The sequence below is a fragment of the Georgenia sp. AZ-5 genome (assembly GCF_043952095.1).
Taxonomy (GTDB): domain Bacteria; phylum Actinomycetota; class Actinomycetes; order Actinomycetales; family Actinomycetaceae; genus Georgenia.
In genome coordinates, this window is the sequence record NZ_JBINOU010000001.1 from 617,332 (window position 1) to 634,064 (window position 16,733).

Annotated in this window: 12 protein-coding genes; 4 read left to right on the plus strand and 8 right to left on the minus strand. The window is 77.7% G+C overall.

The annotated features are described in order from the left end of the window. Nucleotides 1-177: 177 nt before the first annotated feature. The 8 genes from ACF0H8_RS02965 to ACF0H8_RS03000 are packed head-to-tail and all read right to left on the minus strand — an operon-like array spanning nt 178 to nt 10,946. Nucleotides 178-1,203, minus strand: a complete 1,026-nt coding sequence (locus ACF0H8_RS02965) for a glycosyltransferase family 9 protein (RefSeq protein WP_395287502.1) — start codon at nt 1,201-1,203, stop codon at nt 178-180. Beyond that, the gene (locus tag ACF0H8_RS02970; RefSeq protein WP_395287503.1) at nt 1,200-1,925 is read right to left on the minus strand and encodes an SDR family oxidoreductase; all 726 of its coding nucleotides are present in this window, start codon (nt 1,923-1,925) and stop codon (nt 1,200-1,202) included. The genes ACF0H8_RS02965 and ACF0H8_RS02970 overlap by 4 nt, the downstream gene beginning before the upstream one ends. Then, complete coding sequence (locus ACF0H8_RS02975; protein ID WP_395287504.1) at nt 1,922-4,186, minus strand: PfkB family carbohydrate kinase; 2,265 nt, start codon at nt 4,184-4,186, stop codon at nt 1,922-1,924. Before ACF0H8_RS02975 ends, ACF0H8_RS02970 begins: the two co-directional genes overlap by 4 nt. After that, on the minus strand, nt 4,183-5,436 hold the full coding sequence (locus ACF0H8_RS02980) for a glycosyltransferase (protein WP_395287505.1): 1,254 nt from the start codon (nt 5,434-5,436) through the stop codon (nt 4,183-4,185). Before ACF0H8_RS02980 ends, ACF0H8_RS02975 begins: the two co-directional genes overlap by 4 nt. Beyond that, nucleotides 5,433-6,389: a glycosyltransferase gene (locus ACF0H8_RS02985; protein WP_395287506.1), complete on the minus strand. Its 957-nt coding sequence runs from the start codon at nt 6,387-6,389 to the stop codon at nt 5,433-5,435. The genes ACF0H8_RS02980 and ACF0H8_RS02985 overlap by 4 nt, the downstream gene beginning before the upstream one ends. Next, nucleotides 6,386-7,519: a glycosyltransferase family 9 protein gene (locus tag ACF0H8_RS02990; RefSeq protein WP_395287507.1), complete on the minus strand. Its 1,134-nt coding sequence runs from the start codon at nt 7,517-7,519 to the stop codon at nt 6,386-6,388. Before ACF0H8_RS02990 ends, ACF0H8_RS02985 begins: the two co-directional genes overlap by 4 nt. Further along, nucleotides 7,516-9,237 (minus strand): HAD-IIIA family hydrolase, encoded by a 1,722-nt coding sequence (locus ACF0H8_RS02995; protein ID WP_395287508.1) that lies wholly within the window; start codon nt 9,235-9,237, stop codon nt 7,516-7,518. Before ACF0H8_RS02995 ends, ACF0H8_RS02990 begins: the two co-directional genes overlap by 4 nt. Beyond that, nucleotides 9,234-10,946 (minus strand): carbamoyltransferase, encoded by a 1,713-nt coding sequence (locus tag ACF0H8_RS03000; protein ID WP_395287509.1) that lies wholly within the window; start codon nt 10,944-10,946, stop codon nt 9,234-9,236. Before ACF0H8_RS03000 ends, ACF0H8_RS02995 begins: the two co-directional genes overlap by 4 nt. Before the next feature lie 107 nt (nt 10,947-11,053). On the opposite strand from ACF0H8_RS03000, the gene ACF0H8_RS03005 reads away from it, so the two are divergent. The 4 genes from ACF0H8_RS03005 to ACF0H8_RS03020 all read left to right on the plus strand — a co-directional run bounded on the left by ACF0H8_RS03005 (nt 11,054) and on the right by ACF0H8_RS03020 (nt 16,536). Continuing rightward, complete coding sequence (locus ACF0H8_RS03005; protein ID WP_395287510.1) at nt 11,054-13,249, plus strand: aldehyde dehydrogenase family protein; 2,196 nt, start codon at nt 11,054-11,056, stop codon at nt 13,247-13,249. Nucleotides 13,250-13,440: 191 nt separating this feature from the next. Beyond that, on the plus strand, nt 13,441-13,842 hold the full coding sequence (locus tag ACF0H8_RS03010) for a cupin domain-containing protein (RefSeq protein WP_395287511.1): 402 nt from the start codon (nt 13,441-13,443) through the stop codon (nt 13,840-13,842). A gap of 145 nt (nt 13,843-13,987) precedes the next feature. Continuing rightward, nucleotides 13,988-14,764, plus strand: coding sequence for a glycosyltransferase family 2 protein (locus tag ACF0H8_RS03015; protein WP_395287512.1), 777 nt, complete (start codon nt 13,988-13,990; stop codon nt 14,762-14,764). Then, the gene (locus tag ACF0H8_RS03020; RefSeq protein ID WP_395287513.1) at nt 14,761-16,536 is read left to right on the plus strand and encodes a thiamine pyrophosphate-requiring protein; all 1,776 of its coding nucleotides are present in this window, start codon (nt 14,761-14,763) and stop codon (nt 16,534-16,536) included. The genes ACF0H8_RS03015 and ACF0H8_RS03020 overlap by 4 nt, the downstream gene beginning before the upstream one ends. Nucleotides 16,537-16,733: the final 197 nt, after the last annotated feature.

Below are 16,733 nucleotides of genomic sequence, written 5' to 3' on the forward strand. Positions count from 1 at the left end.
TTCGTCGTGCACGCCGCGGCCGTCGGCAGCTGGGTGCTCATCCTCGCCGTGGCGACCAGGGCTATCGCCTCTCGCTGATCTGGTGGCCGCTGTGCTACGCCGTCGCCGCCGGGCCGCTGTGGCGCCGGCACAGGGCCCTCACCGGCTGCGCCCGGCGCCCCGGCCGTGCGCGCCGGGTCATGACCGGCCGGACAGCGCGGCGGTAGCCGGCGCCGAGCTCAGCAGCCCCCGGGCGGCGTCCCACACCTCCTCGGCGGTGATCGCCGCCAGGGCCGGGTCGACCTCCGCCCCGTGCGGGTCCCCGGGGCCGGTGCCGTGCCAGATGACGACGTGCCGGTCGGTGTCGACCGCGGGGCCCCACCACGCCGGCGGCGTGGGCCCGAACAGCACCACCGAAGGCGTGCCCAGCGCGGTCGCCACGTGGGCGACGCCCGTGTCCCCGCACACCAGCAGGCGCGCCCGGCCCACGACCTCGGCCAGCGCCGGGAGGTCCAGTGCCCCGGCGAGGCAGGTCACCCCGGCACCCCCGGCGGCGCGCTCGTCCCGCGCACCGGCGACGACGGCCGCGCACAGGTCACGCTCGCCGGCCGAGCCGGTGACCACCACTCGGTGCCCCGCCCCGGCGAGGCGGCGCGCCAGCGACGACCACCGCGCCGCCGGCCACCGCCGCGCGCCGGACGCCGCGCCCGGGTGCAGCACCACGTCGCCGTCCTTGGGCGGGCCCGCCAGGCGGAGGTCGTCGGGCGCGCACGGCCCGCCGGCCGAGCGGACCAGCCGGCACCACCGCTCCACCTCGTGCTCGTCCGCGCGCCATTGTGGGCCGTGGTGGTGGCCGGCCTCCGGGCAGGCGAAGGCGACCAGCTCCGCGGGCCCGGTGGCCGCGAGGAGCCGGTGGCTCTGCGGGCCGCGGCCGTGCAGGTTCACCGCGACGTGACCGCGACGCTCCCTCGGCCAGCGCAGCGGGGCGAGGCCGTGGGTGGGCAGGACCGCGTCCACCACGCCCAGCCGCTGCAGCCACGCGCCCGTCTCGGCGGGCCCGGCCAGCACGAGGCGCCGGCGCGGGAAGGCGCGGCGGAGGCCGCGGAGGGCGGCGACGCCCGTGAGCGCGTCCCCCAGCCCCAGCGCCCGCAGCACGAGGACGTCGTCGCTGCTCGCCGCCGTCCTCCCGGCCGCGGCCGGCGCGGGTCCGTCTGCCGCCGTCACGGCCAGGACGTCTCGCCCGAGGCCATGACGAGCATCTCGCGGATCTCGCAGCCCACCGGCTGGCGCAGCGCGGTGAGCACGGCGCCGGCCGTGTTGGCCGGGTCGTTGAGGTCCTGGTCCGGCGCCGGCTTGAACCGCTCCTCCCGACCGTCGAAGAACGCGGTCCGCATGCCGCCCGGGACGAGGCAGGTCACCCCCACCCGTCCGGCGTACTCCGCGGCCAGCGCCTGGGAGAACCCGCGCACCCCGAACTTCGACGCCGAGTAGGCGGTGGCGGCGTCCGCCCCGCGCAGCCCGAGCGTGGAGGACACGGTCACCACCGTGCCGCGTGATCTCTCCAGGTACGGCAGGCAAGCCCGGACGACGGCGACGGTTCCGAACAGGTTCACCCGCACCACCCGCTCCCACGCCTCGGGGTCGATCTCGAGCAGCGGGCCGCAGGCGTCCGTCCCGGCGGCGGTGACGACGGCGGTCGGCGGGCCGACCTGCTCCGCCAGGCGTTCGACCGCCGTCGCGGCGGCTGCCGAGTCGGCCAGGTCGACCTCGGCGAACGCGACGCCGTCGCGCGGGGGCACCCGGTCGAGCACCGCGGGCGTGCCCCCGGCACGCTCGACGGCGTCGACCACGGCGGCGCCCAGGCCGGAGGAGCCGCCGGTGACGAACACGGTCCCGACCTCTCGGGGCGTTCCGGGGGCCTGCTGGGTGGTGGCGGTCTGGGTCACGCGTGTCCTCCTCGTGGTGCCGGCGTCCGGGCGAGCGCCGAACGCTGGATGATGGTGGTGGTCGAGCGCCCGCCGAGGTACGGCAGCAGCACGACGCGGCCGCCGTGCTCGCGCACGACCTCGGCCTCGGGCAGCGGGGCGCCGCCGTAGTCGCCGCCCTTGGCCCACACGTCCGGGCGCAGCTCGCCCAGCGCCCGCCGGGGGTCGTCCTCGTCGAAGACGACGACGGCGTCGACGCAGTCCAGCGCCTCCAGCACCCGGGCCCGGTCCGCGGCGGTGACGACCGGCCGGCCGGGTCCCTTGAGGCGGGTCACGGAGGCGTCGGAGTTCATCAGGACGACGAGGTGGTCGCCGAGCCGCCGGGCGGCCTGCAGGGTGGCGACGTGGCCGGCGTGGACGATGTCGAAGCACCCGCCGGTGGCGACCAGCGTGCCGCCGTCGGCGCGCAGCCGGGCCGCGAGCTGGCGCAGCGACGGCTGGGGCGACGGCTGCTCGCCGGGGCCGTGCCGGTCGCCGGGCTCCGGCCCGGCGTCCGCGGGTGCGACGCCGGCCGGTCCCGCACCGCCGCCGGGGCCGAGCGGGCGGGGGCCGGCGGCCGCGGGTGCGCCACCGGGCGTCCCGGCGCGGCGGGTGCGGAAGGCCTCAGCACCTCCGGCGGCCACCCAGGCGGAGGCGTCGGCGACGGCCTGCTCCACGGCCTCGGTGAGCAGCGCCCCGAGCGCGAGCGCCACCACGGCGGAGGCGGCGAAGCGATCGCCGGCCCCGCACGTGTCACCGCCGTGGACGGCGGGAGCGGGCACGAACACCGGCTCGGCGCCGCCGGCGAGGAAGGCGCCGGCGGCCCCGGCGGTGACGCAGGCGGCGCGCACGTCCCATGCGGTGCGCAGCGCGGTGGCCAGCTCGTCCGGCGCCGCCCCGGCCGGCGCGGCGTCGGCCAGGGCCGCGCGCGCCTCCGCCAGGTTCGGGGTCACGAGCGCGCAGCGCGGCACCGCGGGGCCCCCGCGAGGGTGCGGGTCCCACACCACCGGCCGCTCCGCCGCGGCCGCCGCCAGCAGGTCGCGCAGCACCGGGTGGCGGGTGGTGCCCGCGCCGTAGTCGGAGACCAGGACGGCGTCCGCGTCCCCGAGCGCGGCGGCGACGGCGGCGCGCGGGACGTCGACGGGGGCGCCCGGTCCGCCGTCGTCGACGCGGACCAGGGACTGCCCCGCGCTGCGGATCCGGGTCTTGCGGCGGGTGGCGCCCTCGTGCGGCAGCCGCAGCACGGTCACGTCCTCGCCGAGCTGCGCGCCGAGCCGGTCGCCCCACGCGTCGTCGGCCACCGGTGCCACGAGCGTCACGCGGGCGCCCGAGGCGGCGCACAGCAGCGCCGCCAGACCCGCCCCGCCGGGGCTCTCGCGGGTGGCCGTCACGTCGACCACGGGCACGGGCGCATCGGGGCTGAGGCGCTCGACCCGCCCGTCGACGTCGGCGTCGAGCACCACGTCCCCGACGACGACCACGTGCGGGCGGCGGTGCCGGTCGTCACCGCCCGCCCGCCGAACAGGTGCTGGTCCGGCGTCACGCCGGCCGTTCGCCGGGCCCGGGCCTGGCCGGCCGGCGGACGGCCCATCACTCTGCGCCCGGCCGGTCGCGCCCTCACCGAGCGGGTGGCCGACCCGCACCTCCGGCAGGGCGGGGCGGGCGCCGGGCCGCACGCCCAGGCGCTCGTCGAGGGTCGCGCACAGCGCGTGGATCGCCACCAGGTGCGCGGCCTGGACGGCGGCGGTGGAGGGGGCGTCGATGCACAGCGCCTGGTGGCAGCGCGCCGCGAGCGGGTTGGGCCCCGGGCCGGTCAGGCCCCACACCTCCAGGCCCAGCTCGCGGCCGCGCTCGGCGGCGCGCAGCACGTTGGGGCTGCGCCCGGAGGTGGACAGCAGCACCAGCACGTCACCGGGCCGGCCGTGGCCCTCCACCTGCCGGGCGAACATCTCGTCGATGCCGTAGTCGTTGACGATGGCTGTCACGCTCGAGCTCTCCGAGCACAGGGAGATGGCCGAGAACGGGCGCCGCTCGGCGAGGAAGCGGCCCACCAGCTCGCTGGTGAGGTGCTGCGCCTCGGCCGCGCTGCCGCCGTTGCCCGCGGCCAGCAGCCGCGAGCCGGCGAGCAGCTTGTCCGCCAGCCGCCGCCCCCAGGACTCCACCGTGGCGGCCCCCGCCCGCAGGCTGCCCACCGCCCCCACGAGCTCGCGCTCGTGCTCGTCGAGCCAGGCCTGCGCGCTCATGCCGTCGCCTCCCTCATCGCCGGCTGGCGGACCGTCTCGTAGGCCGCCTCGGTGCTGGCCGCCACGCGGTCCCAGCCGTACCTGGTCAGCGCGCGACGGCGGGCGGCGGCGCCGTAGCGGTGGCGCCGCGCGGGGTCGGCCAGCAGCGGCGCCAGCGCGGCCGCCAGCGCGGCGGGGTCGCGGGGCGGGACGAGCACGCCGGTGACGCCGTCGTCGACGCTGTCCAGCAGCCCGCCCACGGCGCTGCCCACCACGGGGCGGCCGCACGCGGCCGCCTCCAGCGGGACGATGCCGAACGGCTCGTACCAGGGGGTGGCCACCACCACGTCGGCGGAGCGGATGACGGCGGGCATGTGGGAGTGCGCGACGCTGCCGAGGAACCGCACGCGGTCGGCGACGCCGAGCCGGCGTGCGAGGTGCCGCAGCCGCGTGGCCTCGGGATCGGCGTCGAGGGCCTCGGCGGGCGGGCCGCCGGCGACCACGAGCTCCGCGGTCGGCAGGCCGGGCAGCGCCTCGACGACGGTGGCCACGCCCTTGCGCGCCACCAGCCTCCCGATGCACAGCAGCCGGTGCGCCGTCCCGGCGGCGCGCGGCCCGAGATCGGCGAGGAACGCCTGGGCCACGACGTCCGGCGGGCCTGCGGGCGCCTGCGGGGCGAAGTGCTGGACGTCGACGCCGCAGGGCACCACCCGGACCCGGCCGGTCACCCCCACGGCCGCCAGCTCCGCGACCTCGTCCCGGCAGGTGGCGACCACCAGGTCGACGGCCTGGCCCAGCCGGGTCTCGAGCGCGACCCGGCTCGGCGGGCTGGTGTCCGCCGCGCCCTGGTGGCGCCGCTTGACCGAGCCGAGCGCGTGGTAGGTGTGCACGTGCGGCACAGGAACGATCCGCGCCGCCACCCGCACCGCGAGGCCGGACATCCAGAAGTGGGAGTGCACCACGTCCGGCGCCCCCGTCGTCGCCCACTCGCGGGCGAGCCAGCGGCCGAAGGGCCGCATGTACGGCAGCAGCTCGTCCTTGGGCAGCGCCCGGGCGGGGCCGGCGGGGACGTGCACCACATGCACGCCGGGGAGCATCTCCACCCGCTCGGCCAGCGCGGGGTCGTCGCGCCGGGTGTACACGGTGACCGTGTGGCCCGCGCGCGCGAGCTCGGAGGCCAGGGCGGCGACGTGCACGTTCTGCCCGCCGGCGTCCACGCCACCCAGCGCCGCGAGCGGGCTCGCGTGCTCAGAGACCATCGCGATCCTCATGCGACCTCCTTCAGCAGCTGCTCCCAGTCGGACAGGAACCGGTCCAGCCCGAAGCGCACCAGGGCGTGGCGGCGCGCGGCGCGACCCCGCTCGCGTGCCTCGTGGGGGTCGGCGAGCCAGCGCCGCGCCGCCCCGGCCAGGGCGGCGGGGTCGGAGCTGACCACCCCGGCCTCCTCCGGCACCGACTCGGGCGCGGCGGTGGTGGCGAGCGCGAGCACGGGCAGGCCCAGCGTCATGGCCTCGACGAGGGACAGCCCGAGCGACGTCCACCGGTAGGGGTGCAGGTAGGCGCGGTGGCGGGCGAGCAGGTCGTGCATCCGCCCCTGCGGGACGTCGTCGTGCAGGTAGGGCGCCAGCCGCGGCGCGCGCTCCGCCAGCGCGGCCATGCCCATGCCGTAGACCTCGACCGGCAGCTCCTCGGCGATCCGGAGCAGCACGTCGGTGCCCGCCACGCGCCAGCGCCGCACCGGCTCGTTGACGACGACGCCGAGGCGCTCCCGCTCGCCGGTGTAGCGGTAGCCGGTGTCCACGACGCCGTGCTCGATGACCCTCGTCGGCGCCGCGCCGCAGTCCCACATCAGGGCGTTGAAGCCGGTCACGTGCACCACCTCGATGTCCCCGCGCTCCGCCAGCGGGTGGCGCGTGGCGGCGGCCGGCCCTGGCGGGGTGTTGTGCTCGACGTAGACGGCGGGCACGTCCACGCCGGCGCGCAGCCCGGTCCACTCCCGGAGGAGCTCGATCTCCTCGGGGCGCTGCAGCACGACGACGTCGCAGCCCTCCTCGCGCAGCCGCTCGGGCGTGACCTCTCGGGCGCTTCCCGGCCACGTCCACGTGCGGGCGCGGCCGCGCCCGTCCGGCCCCCGGTCGGGCACCACCGGCAGCAGGTACTCCTCGGCCCCCTGCAGGAAGGCCGTGAGCCAGGAGCCGTGCACGTGCCAGACGAGGACCCTCATGCGGTGGCCTCCGTCCGGGCGGGGAACGGTGTCATGACCGCCGGGGCGGGCGCGGTGACCGCGGGAGCGGCTGCGGTTCCGGGTGTCGGTGCGACGACGCCCGCGTGCGACGGGCCACGGGTCCCGGCGAGCGCGGCGACGGCGTCGAGGACCTCGGCGGGCGTCACGCCGCTCAGGCACGGGTGGCCCGGCAGCGGGCACGCCCGGGCCCGGCTGCCGCGGCACGCCGCGTGCTGGTCGCCGAGGAGCACGGTGGGCACGCCGTAGGGCGCCCAGCGCTCGGCGGGGACCACGGGGGAGAAGAGGGACACCACCGGCGTGCCCACCGCCGCGGCGAGGTGGGCCGGGCCGGTGTTTCCCACCACCACGCACGCGGCGCCGGCCAGCACTGCGGCGAGCTCCGCGAGCTCGGTGCGCCCCGCGAGGTTCACGACCCCGCCGGCGCCACAGGCCGCGACGCGTGCCGCGAGGTCCCGCTCGCCGGGGCCGCCGGTGACCACCACCGGCCACCCGGCCTCGCCGAGCGCCGCGGCCAGGGCGGCGGCGTGCTCCGGGAGCAGGGCCCGGGCGGGCACCGAGGCGCCCGGGTGGAGCACGACGTACGGACGCGCGGGCACGAGGTGGGCGACGCCCGGCAGCGGGTGGCGCACCGCGGGCCGGCCGTCGTCGCGGGCGGCCAGCTCGCCGCCGGCCGCCCGGGCGAGGTCCAGCGCGGCCTCCACCTCGTGCAGCCCCTCCGGACGGCGGTGGCGCACGTCGAGGAGAGAGCCGGGGTAGTCCTCGCTCGTCGCGGCGACGAAGCCGATGCCGGCCATCCGCGCGAGCAGGGCCATGGGCAGCGGGGACTGGTGGAAGGAGGTGAAGACGACGGCGGCGTCGTAGGCGCGGGCTGCGAGGGTCCGCACCAGGGACTCGACGGCGGCCCCGTCCACCGGCGGCGGCGCGAACCCGGACCACGGGGCGTCGAAGACGAGGACGTCCGCGACCCCCGGCAGGAGCCGGGCGGCGCCGGCCCCGGCGGGGGAGGCCAGCAGGTCGACCTCGGCGGTGGTGGCCAGCGCGCGCAGCGCCGGCCCGGTGACCAGCACGTCGCCGTCGTTGTCCAGCCGCACCGCCAGGAGCCGCCTCATGCCTGCGCCCCCCGGCCGGCGGGCGGCGCCGGCTGCGGGCCGGCCGAGGCCGCCGCCTGCGCGGCGCCCGCGGCCGCACCCGTCCGCAATGACGTCTCGGGGAGGACTTGACGTCTCGCGGGGGAGGAGGGGTCGGGGGGGCTCGCGGGGGAGGGGGGGTCGTGACGTCTCGCGGGGGAGGAGGGCGGTCCGCCGTCCCCGGCGGCCCAGGCGAGGAGCTGGTCGACGGCGGCTGCCAGGTCGGGGGCGACCACCTCCGCGGCGGCCACCTCCTCCGGCCGGGTGACCGGCGTGGGCACCAGCGCGGCGCGGGCACCCGCGGCGATCGCGGCGCCCACGTCCGCGCCGATGTCGCCCACCACCGCGCACTCGTGCGGGGCGACGCCCAGCGTTCCCGCGGCGCGCAGCACCATCAGGGGGCCCGGCTTGCGGCAGCCGCAGCCGTCGTCCGGGCCGTGCGGGCACACCTCCACGGCCCCGAACGGCCCGAGCTCGGCCGCGACCCGCGCGTTGACCGCGCGCACCTGCTCGGCGTCCAGCAGGCCGCGGGCGACGCCGGACTGGTTGGTCACCAGGCCCAGGCGCAGCTCGGCGGCCCGGAGCCGGTCCAGCGCGACCCGGGCGCCGTCGACCGGCCGCACCTTCGCCGGGTCGCCGTTGTAGGGCACGTCGTGCACCAGCGTGCCGTCGCGGTCGAGCAGCACGGCCCGCAGGGGCACCGGCCACGGCGCGGCGCCGCGGTGGGTCAGCTCCCCGCGCAGCCGGTGGCGCACCGCCGCCCACGGGATGACGACGCTGGTGAGCGCCATGTGGCCCCACTCGCGGGTCCAGCCCTCCTGCCCCGGGCGGGGTCCGGGGGCGATGCGCCGGGCCGCGAACTGCGCCGTCAGGCCCGCCCAGGCGGCGCCCGCGAGCGCCGCGGCGCGCGGCCGGCCGGCCAGGCCGGCGGCGGCGGAGGCCACCCCGGCCGCGACCGTGGCCACGTGCCAGCGGAACCGGCCCCGGCCCGTCTCGGCCTCGGCCCGCCACCGGGGGCCGTGCAGCGCCCGCATGAGCGCGTCGGAGGCGGCGCCGGCCTGCATGCGCACGCTGACGGTCCCGTCGGCCGGCCGCACCGGGTGGACGATGTGCCGCCGGCCGCGCTGGAGCCGCCAGCCCGCCCGGCGCACCCGCAGCGCCAGGTCGGCGTCCTCGCGGTAGGCCCGCGGGAACCGCTCGTCGAAGCCGTGCACCTGCGCCAGCGCCGCACGGCGGTAGGCCATGTCCGCCGTCGCCCACGCCGCCTGCTCGAGGCCGGCGGTGTTGCGCTCCCAGTCGGTGGGCCGCCGGTGCCGCGGCAGCGGCACCCGGATCCCGCCCTGCACGCCCGCCACGTCGGGGCCCGCGGCCGCCAGGTCCGCGGCGAGCCCGGCCGCCCACCCGGCCGGCAGCTCGACGTCGTCGTCGAGGAAGGCCACCCACTCCGCCCCCACCGACCGCCAGCCGGCATTGCGGGCCGCGGCGGGGCCCCGCCCGCCGGAGCGGACCACGCGGGCCGGGCACGGCAGCCCCGGCAGTGCCAGCGGGGGAGGGCCGTCCGCCCGCAGTGGCCGGTCGTCGACCACCACGACCTCGGCAGGCGCGGGCCCGTCCTGGGCGGCGAGCGTGCGCAGCAGCGCGGCCAGCGAGGGCCGGCCCACGGTGGGGACGACGACGCCGTACGCCGGCGCCGCCGTCATAGGACCGCCCCGGCGGGCTGCGCCGCGGCGGCCGATGCCCCCTCGCGGCTGCCGGAGGCGAACATCTGGCCGCGGCGCACCAGGTGCGGGCCGAGCACGAGGGCGTCCACGGGCGCGGAGCCGAACAGCTCCAGGGCGTCGCGCGGGTCGTCCACCATGGGGCGGCCGGCGGTGTTCAGCGAGGTGTTGACCAGCACCGGCAGACCTGTGCGCGCCTCGAAGGCCTCGAGCGTCCGCCCCAGCCGCGGCTGGCGGGCGGGGTCCACGGTCTGGATGCGGGCCGTGCCGTCCACGTGCACCACGGTGGGGATGCGCTCGCGCCACTCGGGCCGCACGTTGTGCACGAACAGCATGTACGGGCTGGGCAGCGGGCCGCCGTCGAAGATCTCCGCCGCGCGGTCCTGGAGCACCATGGGGGCCACGGGACGGAACTGCTCGCGGCCCTTGACGTCGTTGAGGCGCTCGAGGTTCTCGGCGAAGCCGGGATGGGCGAGCAGCGAGCGGTGCCCCAGCGCCCGCGGGCCGAACTCGCTGCGCCCGTCGAACCAGGCGACCACCCCGTTGCCGGCGAGGACGTCGGCGACCTCCCCGGCCAGGTCCGCCGGGGTGGTGAACGGCACGGCCGCGCCGCGCAGCCACGCGGCCAGCTCCTCGTCGGTCCACGCCCGGCCCAGCGCCGCGGACGGCATGGGGTGCGGCTCGTCGCCGTGGTCGGCGGCCGCCTGCAGGGCGGCGCCCAGCGCCGTGCCGGCGTCCCCGGCCGCGGGCTGCACCCACACCTCCTCGAACGGGGTCTCCCGCCAGATCCGCGAGTTCGCCACGCAGTTCAGGGCCGTGCCGCCCGCCATGGTGAGGACCTTGTCGCCGGTCCGGGCGTGCAGCCACCGGGCGAGGTCCACCATGACCTCCTCGAGGCGGGCCTGCACCGAGGCGGCCAGGTCGGCCCACGTCCCCCGCCAGGACGTCTCCTCCAGGTCCGCGTCGCGGCCCCGGGGCGGCGCCCACCGCGACCAGTCGGGGACGTGCGCCACGAACCCGCCGTCGTCGGTGGCGTGGATCAGGTCGCGCAGCTCCGGGAGGTGCCGCGGCTCGCCGTAGGAGGCGAGGGCCATGACCTTGTACTCGTCGGAGGAGTGCAGGAACCCGAGGTGCTGGGTGAGGGACTCGTAGAGGAGCCCCAGGGAGTGCGGGAGGTCCTGGCCGGCGAGGGTCTCCAGCGAGCCGCCCGTGTAGTGGCCCGACAGGTGGGAGGCGTGCTCTCCGCGACCGTCGAGCACGAGCACGCTGCTCGAGCGGAACGGCGAGGCGAGCGCCGCCGAGGCGGCGTGGGCGACGTGGTGCGGGACGAACCGCACGATGCCGGGGTCGAGGCCGGGCAGGGCCGTGGCGAGGAACTTCGGGGCGCGTTCCGCGTAGGTGATGCGCAGCTGCTCCCACGGGTCGGCGAGACCAACCTCCTCCGGCTTCCGCGCCAGCCCGGGGTCGAAGGAGTAGGCCACGGCGTCGAGGTCCTCAGGGCGAAGGTTCGCGTGCTTCAGGCACCAGCGCATCGACAGCTCGGGCAGCTCCCACGCGGAGAACGGCACCGGGCGCTTGCCGTGCTTGCGGCGGCTGAACCGCTCCTCCTCCGCAGCCGCGACGACCTGGCCGTCGATGACCAGGGCCGCCGAGGGGTCGTGGAAGACGGCGTTGACACCGAGCACGCGCATGAGTGGCGGACCTCCGGGACGGATAGTTACCTATACGTGATCTGGCTCACGGGCCACTGTGGCGGCTGGGAGCACTTCTCGCACCTGGAACAGCAAGGAGATTTCGCGTGACCACGACCGAACGCACCGCACCCCCCGCCGCGCCGTCGGACCACGTCGCCGGGCCCGCGCCGGCGCCCGACCTCCCGGCCGCCCCCGCCCCCGCCTCGGCCGGGGCGCCGTCGCGGCTGGCCACCCACCTCATCGACGGGCGGGGCCCGGACGCCCGCGGCGACCGGGAGGTGCGGCGGCGCTGCCCGGTGACGGGGGAGGAGGCCCTCGTGCTCGTGCCCGCCACCGCGGCGGAGGTGGCCGACGCCGTCGCGGCCGCCCACGCGGCCCGGCGGTCGTGGCGCGGCACCCCGCCGGCCGAGCGCGCGGCGGCGCTGCGGGTGGCCGCCGCCGCGGTGCGCGAGGCCGCTGAGTACCTCGGGGCGCTGCTGACCGGGAGCACCGGCCGGCTGCGCGCGCAGTCGGTGGAGTCCGCCGTCGTCGCGGCCGACCTGCTGGACGAGGCCGCCGTCACCGGCCTCGGGGCGGCGGGGCGCGCCCTGGCGGGCCCGTCAGCAGCGCTGGACCTGGTGCGCCGCGAGCCGCACGGCGTCGTCGCGGTGATCACGCCCTGGAACGACCCGTTCCCCACCGCCGCCGGCCTGCTCGCGGCCGCCCTCGTGACCGGGAACACCGTGGTGCACAAGCCCTCCGAGCGCAGCGCCGTGCCGGGCTGGGAGATGGCCCGGTTGATCGCCGACGCGCTGCCCGCCGGAGTGCTGAACGTGGTCAACGGCGACGGCGAGACCGGTGCCGCGGTCGTGGCGGACGAGCGCGTGGCCCTGGTGGCCCACGTCGGCTCGACGGCGACGGGCCGGGCCATCGCCGCCGCCGTGGGCGCTCGCGGCGGCCGGGTGCTGCTGGAGAACGGCGGGAAGGACCCGATCGTCGTGGACTCCGGGGTGGACCCGCGCTGGGCCGCGGAGCAGGTGGCGCTGGGCGCCTTCGCCAACACCGGGCAGATCTGCACCTCGGTGGAACGGGTGTACCTGCACGAGGACGTCGCCGACGCGGTGCTCGGTGAGCTCGCCGCGATCGCCGGACGGATGGCGGTGGGTGACCCGGACGACCCAGCCACGGCGCTGGGTCCGCTGGTCGACGGGCTGCAGCGCGACGTCGTCGCCGGGCAGGTGGACGAGGCGGTGGCGGCGGGGGCCCGGTGCCTGGCGGGTGGCGCGGTGCCGGAGGGGCCGGGCAGCTTCTACCCGCCCACGGTGCTCGACGGCTGCACGGCGGACATGGCGATCATGCGCGAGGAGACGTTCGGGCCGGTGGCCGCGGCGGCCCGGGTGCCCGACATCGCCGCGGCGCTCGCGGCCGCGAACGAGGGGCGCTACGGGCTCGCCGCCACGGTGCTGACCAACGACCTCGGCCACGCGCTGCGTGCGGCCGACGAGCTGGAGGTCGGCACGGTGAAGGTCAACGGCGTTCGGCGGGGCGCCGGGCGGCTCCGCGGACCCGCGCCGGGACAGCGGCGGCGGGCCCGGGTACGGCCCCGACCTGCTCGCGGCCATGACGGTGCTCAAGACCGTGCACGTGGAGGCCGCGCGCTGAGTTGTTCACGGGCGCCGGGCCCAGCGCCGGAGCGGATAGCGAAGCCGCAGGTCGGAACGGGTTCGTCCATAACTCGCGGTTGTTCGGAACCGATGCAAGAGTTGTTCAGCATCGCCGGCGACCGTCGACCGGCGCGGAACACTGGAGGCCCAGCAATGGCTGCATCGAACACCGCAGGAACCGGACGCGCCTACGTGCCCGCCCGGGCGCGGACCACGGGGCTCATGGTCACCACCGTGGGCGTGGTGGTCTTCAACATCTCTCCCTTCCTCAACTGGGTGAACCCCCGCGACGGCGCGGACCCGCGCACCGGCTACGAGACCGACTCACTGGTCCCCTTCGTCGCGTACCTCGGACTCGGCCTGCTCGTCGCCCTCTTCTATGCGGCCAAGCGAGCCCGGCGCGGCCAGCACCGCGGCCTGACGCTCACGTCCATGGCGGTCGGCATCGCGGCCGCCCTGCAGTGCCTCGCCTTCGCCATCAACCCGATGGGCGGCCTGGAGCGCGGCGACGACCTCTCCTCGGACATCGGCGTGTGGGTCGGGCTGATCGGCGCGGCCGTCTGGGCGGTCGGCTCGTACATGTTCGCCAAGGAGATCGAGGGCGACGACGACGAGGTGGCCGCGGACGACGTCCGCGCGGGCACCCGCCACAGCTGACCGCCCCGGCGCACGTCCTCGCCTGACCAGCGCCGCCCCCTCGCTCGCGGGGGCGGCGCTCTCGTCGGAGGCACCTGCGCGGGCCGCCGTCGCCGCGCCGCACGGGCCGGCCGCGGGGCACTCACCTCGCCGTGCGCGGCCCCGCCACCTCGGCCACGCTTGATGAAGCCAGAACGGACAAGGAGTAACTGATGACCGACATCGTCCATTTCCCGATCGCCAAGGTCGCCGAGAAGAGCGCGGACTTCCGCCGCGTGCTGTGGACCGGCGAGCACTCCCAGCTGGTGATCATGACGATCCCGGCGAAGGGCGAGATCGGCGAGGAGGTCCACGACGACGTCGACCAGATCCTCAGCTTCGTCAGCGGCGTGGGCCGGGCGGAGATCGACGGCCGGACGAAGTCGCTCGCCCCCGGCGACGTCGTCGTCGTCCCGGCCGGAACCAAGCACAACTTCGTCAACACCGGCGACAACCCGCTCGTCCTGTACACCGTCTACGGCCCGGCGGAGCACGCCGACGGCGCGGTGCACAGCACCAAGGAGGAGGCCGACGCCGCGGAGGAGTCCGGCGAGGACGAGCCGCCGCAGGGCTGAGGACCCGCCGAGCCCCGATGAGCGTGGACGCGCCCCGGCGCTCCGCCCAGGCCGCCCTGAGCGTGCCGGGTGGCGCCGGGGCGCGCGCCGCCACGGACGTGGTCGGCGGGCTGGGCGCCGCACTCGCCGGGACGGCGCCGGCCTGGTGCCCTGGGAGGCCGTGACGATGGCCGGCCCGCCGACGGTCAGCGTCGTCATCCCGGCCCGGGACGATGCGCCCGCGCTCGCCCGCTGCCTCGACGCCCTGGCGGCCCAGCGGGTCCGGCCGGCGGAGGTCGTGGTGGTCGACAACGGCTCCCGCGACGCCACGGCCGCCGTGGCGGCCGCCCGCGGCGCCCGCGTGGTGAGCGAGCCGCTGCCGGGGATCCCGGCGGCCGCCGCGGCGGGCTACGACGCCGCCCGGGCCGAGGTGATAGCCCGCCTGGACGCGGACTCCGTGCCCGGGCCCGACTGGGTCGGCCGCGTCGCCGCCGTCATGGCGGACCCCCGGGTCGACGCGGTCACCGGGTGGGGCCGCTTCTACGGGCTCGGGACGGCGGGCCGCGCCGCGACCCAGCTCTACCTGGGCGCGTACTACGTGCTGGGGCTCGCGGCGCTGGGCCACCCGCCGCTGTGGGGCTCGAACATGGCGGTGCGGCGCAGCACCTGGGAGCAGGTGCGCGGCGAGGTGCACCGTCACGACCAGGAACTCCACGACGACATGGACCTCGCCTTCGTCCTGGGGCCGCGCCGGGTCGTGCGGCTGGACCGGCGCCTCACCGTCGCGGTCTCGGGCCGGTCCGTGCGGGGCGCCGCCCAGGTCCGCCGGCGCTTCCGGCGCGCCTTCAACACGCTCGGCACGAACTGGCGGGTGGCGCCGCCGTGGGAGCGGTGGGCAGCGCGGCTGGCCCCCGCAGCGGACACAACGAGGAGGCAGCCATGAGCACTGTCGCGGACGCCCTCGTCGCGCGGCTCCACGACTGGGGCGTGCGGCGCGTCTTCGGCCTGGCTGGGGACGGCATCGACCCCATCCTGGCCGCGATGAACCGCCGCCAGGACGACGTCGAGCTGGTCACCGCGCGGCACGAGGAGATGGCGGCCTTCATGGCCACCGGGCACGCCAAGTACACGGGCGAGGTCGGCGTGTGCCTGGCCACCCAGGGCCCGGGCGCCATCCACCTGCTCGAGGGGCTGTACGACGCCAAGCTGGACCGCAAGCCGGTGGTGGCCGTCGTCGGTCAGGTCGTCTCCACCGCGCTGGGCAGCGGCTACCAGCAGGAGGTGGACCTGCACACCCTCTTCAAGGACGTCTGCGGCCAGTACGTGCAGACCGTGCGCGCGCCCGAGCAGATGACCCTCGCCGTCGACAACGCCGTGCGCACGGCGATCGCCACCTCCAGCCCCACCTGCGTGATCGTGCCGCACGACGTGCAGAAGGCCGACATGCCCCAGGAGCAGGCCCACGAGCACGGCATGGTGCACACCGCCGCGGTCGTCGGCCGCCCGCGGGTGCTGCCCGCGCCCGGGGAGCTCGAGCGCGCCGCCGAGCTGCTGAACGCCGGCAGCCGCGTCGCGCTGCTGGTGGGCCAGGGCGCTCAGGGCGCCGCCGAGGACGTCCTCGCGGTCGCCGAGCGGCTCGGCGCCGGCGTGGCCACCTCCCTGCTGGGCAAGGCGGTGGTCGACAGCAGCTCGCCGCTGTACTGCGGGGTGATGGGCCACCTCGGCACGACCGCGGCCACGGACCTGATGGCGGGATGCGACACGCTGCTGATCGTCGGGAGCAACGACCCGTGGACCGAGTACTACCCCGCGCCCGGGCAGGCGCGGGCGGTGCAGATCGACATCGCGCCGCGGAACCTCGGCACGAAGTACCCGGTCGAGGTGGCGCTCGCGGGCGACGCGGCCGAGACCCTCCGCGCGCTGCTGCCGCTGCTGCGCGAGTCCGCGAGCCCCTGGCGGGCCAAGGTGGAGCTCATGGTGGAGTCCTGGCGCGAGATCGCCGCCCGCCGCGTGCGTGAGCCCGCCGACCCGCTCAACCCCCAGCTCGTCGTCGCGGGACTCTCGCCGCACCTGCCCGCGGACGCGCAGGTGGCCGTGGACGTGGGGTCGGTGACCTACTGGTACGCCCGCTTCCTGCGCCTGCCGCCGGGCGTGCCCGCCCACCTCTCCAGCACCCTCGCGTCCATGGGCTCGGCCATGCCGTACGGGATCGCCGCGAAGCTCGCCGCCCCGGACCGGCCGGTGGTGGCCCTGGTCGGCGACGGCGCGATGCAGATGAACGGCCTGTCCGAGCTCATCACCGTCGCCGCGCGGTGGCGCGACTGGCCGGACCCGCGCTTCGTCGTCCTGGTCCTCAACAACGGCGACCTGGCGACCGTCTCGTGGGAGCAGCGGGAGATGGAGGGCGACCCCCGCTTCCCCACCTCCCAGGAGGTGCCCGGCTTCCCCTACGCCCGTTACGCGGAGCTGCTGGGGCTGGGCGGCATCCGGGTGGACGACCCCCGCGACGTCGAGGGTGCGTGGCGCGCGGCCCTGAGCGCCGACCGGCCCGTGCTGCTCGAGGCGGTCGTCGACCCCGCCACCCCGCTCCTCGCGCCCCGGCTGCCGCAGGCGAAGATGGAGCAGCTGCGGCGCGGGCTCGCCCAGGAGGGCGCCGACGGCGCGACGGCGCAGCTCGAGCGCCAGCGGCGGCACGAGGAGGAGTTCCCGGTCTGACGGTGCCCAGCGCAGGCGCGGCGGGCTTCGATACGGACCCGTCGCCACCTGCAGGGGCGACCGCCGCACCGTGCAGCAGGACATCGACTTCGCGCTCCGGCAGCTCGTCGACGTCGGGCGACGGCCGTCGAGGTCGCGCTCCGGATCGCGGCGGCCGACGGTCCGCTGTCGGCGGCCTTCTCGGCGTGCCAGTGTGG

Bases quoted from the DNA above. Each gene is read 5' to 3' on its own strand.
- ACF0H8_RS02975 (WP_395287504.1), bottom strand. From the start codon at position 4,186: ATGAGCGCGCAGGCCTGGCTCGACGAGCACGAGCGCGAGCTCGTGGGG.
- ACF0H8_RS02980 (WP_395287505.1), bottom strand. From the start codon at position 5,436: ATGAGGATCGCGATGGTCTCTGAGCACGCGAGCCCGCTCGCGGCGCTG.
- ACF0H8_RS02985 (WP_395287506.1), bottom strand. From the start codon at position 6,389: ATGAGGGTCCTCGTCTGGCACGTGCACGGCTCCTGGCTCACGGCCTTC.
- ACF0H8_RS02990 (WP_395287507.1), bottom strand. From the start codon at position 7,519: ATGAGGCGGCTCCTGGCGGTGCGGCTGGACAACGACGGCGACGTGCTG.
- ACF0H8_RS02995 (WP_395287508.1), bottom strand. From the start codon at position 9,237: ATGACGGCGGCGCCGGCGTACGGCGTCGTCGTCCCCACCGTGGGCCGG.
- ACF0H8_RS03000 (WP_395287509.1), bottom strand. From the start codon at position 10,946: ATGCGCGTGCTCGGTGTCAACGCCGTCTTCCACGACCCCTCGGCGGCC.
- ACF0H8_RS03010 (WP_395287511.1), top strand. From the start codon at position 13,441: ATGACCGACATCGTCCATTTCCCGATCGCCAAGGTCGCCGAGAAGAGC.
- ACF0H8_RS03020 (WP_395287513.1), top strand. From the start codon at position 14,761: ATGAGCACTGTCGCGGACGCCCTCGTCGCGCGGCTCCACGACTGGGGC.